Origin of the sequence: Listeria rocourtiae FSL F6-920, from assembly GCF_000525975.1 — a bacterium.
In the GTDB taxonomy this organism is placed as follows: Bacteria; Bacillota; Bacilli; order Lactobacillales; family Listeriaceae; genus Listeria_A; species Listeria_A rocourtiae.
This window is the reverse complement of sequence record NZ_AODK01000079.1, coordinates 1-1,554: the sequence shown is the minus strand read 5'-3', so window position 1 is coordinate 1,554 and position 1,554 is coordinate 1. Positions and strand designations below refer to the sequence as shown.

General features: G+C 36.9%; 2 protein-coding genes. Both read right to left on the bottom strand.

What is annotated here, in order from left to right:
* Window positions 1-1,271, bottom strand: a 1,271-nt coding sequence (locus tag PROCOU_RS15730) for a toxin Cry1Ac domain D-VI-related protein (RefSeq protein ID WP_036074312.1), incomplete at its 3' end; no start/stop codon positions are given.
* A gap of 69 nt (window positions 1,272-1,340) precedes the next feature.
* Window positions 1,341-1,554 (bottom strand): immunoglobulin-like domain-containing protein (locus PROCOU_RS17885; protein ID WP_036074309.1); only part of this gene is annotated, 214 nt, incomplete at its 5' end.

The following is a 1,554-nucleotide window of genomic DNA, read 5'->3' as shown; positions in this document are numbered from 1 at the left end:
AGAAGCAGCGTCTTGACGGTCTTTTTTCTGCTTGAATAGCAGCATTTTTTAGCATCAAGTAGGTTTTGAGCTTTAGCAATGTCTTGTTCTAAAGCCGCTTTGACAGTAGGATCAGTAACTTTGTCTACCAAAGCTTTTGCGTCATTGATAGCAGTTTGGTCTGTTAAGTTTTTGATGCTATTGCTAGAAGAGTCGTCATTTGTGAATAACTCTTTAACAGCTTTAGAAGCAGCGTCTTGACGGTCTTTTTCTGCTTGAATAGCAGCATTTTTAGCGTCAAGTAGGCTCTGAGCTTTAGCGATGTCTTGTTCTAAAGCAGTTTTGACAGTAGGATCTGTGACTTGGTTTACAAGCATTTTTGCGTTATCGATAGCGATTTGTGTTGTTGTATCTTTGATGGCATCGCTTGATGATGTGTTATTTACAAATAATGCATCCACAGCAGCTTTAGCAGTATTTAATTTAACTGTATCATCAGCAACTTTTTGTTTCGCCTTGTTTAATTCAGTTTGGAGTGCTTGTTTTTTCGTTGCGTCTGTTACCAGGTTGATTTGAGCTTGAACTTCATCGATCCATACTTGATCAACAGTTGTCTTTACTTTGCCGTCTGCTTCGAACATAGCGTTAACGCCTTCTTTAGCTATTTGGTATTTTGATTTAGTTGCTGAAAAATCGGATAGTGTTAGCGTTTTAGTACCTGTAGTTGTGACAACTTGTTGTATGAAAATAAGAGTTTGACTTTCTGTTGCAGTAAAAGTATGTTCAGCTGTCCCGCTAGCTGCGGTAAATTTACTATCATTAGCTACATCAGCGCTTGATAGTGATCCCATCCAGAAGTAATTGGATGTGGCGTTTGGATTAGGGTTTGTATATTTAGAAGAGATTGTATATTCTTTTCCAATTTCTGTATTAACGTATTGCCCGATCATGAAATATTTTCCACTTGTGTTGACTAGAGCAATTTCAGTGGGGCTATTGACTTGAATAGATTTGCCATCCGAAGTCGAATACTTATTTCCACTTTGTGTGAAGGTTGGAGTATTTGCTCTTATATTTTTTGTCTCAGTGCCAGTAATCCAGTTTTTAAATTTGAAGGATGCTGTTTCTGTAGCTTTATCGAAATTAAGATTAATCAAATTTGGATTTGAATCAATGGACTGTGTTGCCATGGAGGCGAAAGTTTTTGTGGATATGATGTTTAGAGGAGTAACGATACTTGTTCCTAGGATAGATGTTGCGGCTAAAACGCTAATAATTTTTTTGAATTTCAAATGAATAACCTCTTTCATATTTTATATTTTTTGTAGATAAAGTATGTTCACTAATAGATGCTACATAATTTATTGAACAGTTTGTGTGGATGTGTAAAGAACGTTACCAGCTGTATCTAATGCTCTTACTTCAAAAGTGTTGCCAGCAATGCGTAAAGATGGAACGTCATAAATATATACTTTGTAGTCTGTTCCAGTGACTGCGCCGTAGCGGACAAATTTACCATCTACATAGAGTGCAATCATGTGTACATCGCCTGAGACTGTCCCAGTATTGTACGTG